Origin of the sequence: Clostridium sp. MCC328 (assembly GCF_018785465.1) — a bacterium.
GTDB lineage: Bacteria > Bacillota > Clostridia > Lachnospirales > Lachnospiraceae > Pilosibacter > Pilosibacter fragilis.
The window spans coordinates 1-1,446 of the sequence record NZ_WQPW01000106.1 but is presented as its reverse complement, the minus strand read 5'-3'; the positions used below and the strand labels follow the sequence as shown (position 1 = coordinate 1,446).

The following is a 1,446-nucleotide window of genomic DNA, read 5'->3' as shown; positions in this document are numbered from 1 at the left end:
TCGTGAATGCTTTGCCCAACGGGGCAATCGAACGAGAAGCCCCCACTTCAAGCGTGAGCTAAGTGGTGGGAGTATGTCACATATCACAAAAAATTCACATACCTCCCTTGACATTGAATATTTGATATGTTACATTACATATAGAACAGTGAGGTGGTGAATATGTCATTGACAAAGAGAGATTATTATGATGTGCTGGGCATCTCGAGAGACGCGGATGCTGCGGCAATTAAACGTGCATATAGAAAATTGGCAAAGAAGTATCATCCGGACTCCAATCCTGGCGATAAGACGGCGGAGCAGATGTTTAAGGATGTAAATGAGGCTTACGACGTTTTGAGTGATCCGAAGAAGAAGAAGCTTTACGACCAGTTCGGACATGCTGCTTTTGATGAGACGGCAGGTTACGGACAGGGCGCCGGAGCAGGTGCCGGTGGTTTTGGCGGATTTGGTGGTTTTGGCGGCTTCGAAAATGGTGCCGGAGGAGCATACCGGTCCGGATCCTTCCGTTCCGGGGATGGAACGTATCATGAGTTCCATTTTGAGGGCGGCGACGGGGATGATATCTTCGGCGATCTGTTTGGAAATATGTTTGGCGGCAAAGGAAGGTCTGGCAGCGGAAAGAGTGCTGGACATGACGGATTCGGTGGCTCCTCTGGTTTCCGCGGCGCGTCAGGCTTTGGCGGTTCCGGCTTCCATGGCTTTGGCGGCGGAAATGGATTTTCCGGTTCTGGATTCTCTGATCGGGGCAACGATCTGAACGCGGAGGTCCAGATAACCTTCGATGAAGCCGTTCATGGCTGCGAAAAGACCATCACGATCCAGAATCCGAACCAGCCGGGCAGCAGGCCGCAGACGTTGAAGGTTAAGATTCCGGCAGGTATCGAGACCGGAAAGAGCATCCGCCTTGCCGGAAAAGGAATGCCGGGAACCGGCGGTGGTGCCGCAGGTGATCTGCTTCTCAAGATCACAGTCGGCGAGAAGCCGGGCTGGACGAGAAAAGGCATGGACGTTTACACCGATGTGGAAGTTCCGTTCACGACAGCCGTCTTCGGCGGTGAGACTCTTGTCCACACGTTATATGGCGATGTGGTCTGCAAGATCAAAGCCGGAACCCGCTCAGGCACAAAGATCCGTCTTCGCGGCAAAGGTATCGTCTCCTTAAAAGACCCGTCACTCCACGGTGACCAGTATGCCGTCGTAAGAATCCAGGTTCCGGATGACTTAAGCCCGGAGGCAAAGCAGAAGCTTAAGGAGTTTGAGGAGATCTGCAGGCGGGATGGGAGATTCCATGCGGCATAAATAAAGAAAAATAAAAGATTCGGGATTCCACCATGCATGGATGGTCTCCCGGATCTTTTTGATGAAGTGCGCCCGGCGGCGCACGTTTCTAGCGGGTGCAAGTCCCGAATCCGCCCGGTAGTGGGAAGGATATAGCCGAAGGTA

At 52.8% G+C, this 1,446-nt stretch carries 1 protein-coding gene; it reads left to right on the top strand.

The genetic code is table 11. The annotated features are described in order from the left end of the window. Nucleotides 1-162 precede the first annotated feature (162 nt). Nucleotides 163-1,302 (top strand): DnaJ C-terminal domain-containing protein, encoded by a 1,140-nt coding sequence (locus tag GPK83_RS14205; protein ID WP_215705083.1) that lies wholly within the window; start codon nucleotides 163-165, stop codon nucleotides 1,300-1,302. Nucleotides 1,303-1,446: the final 144 nt, after the last annotated feature.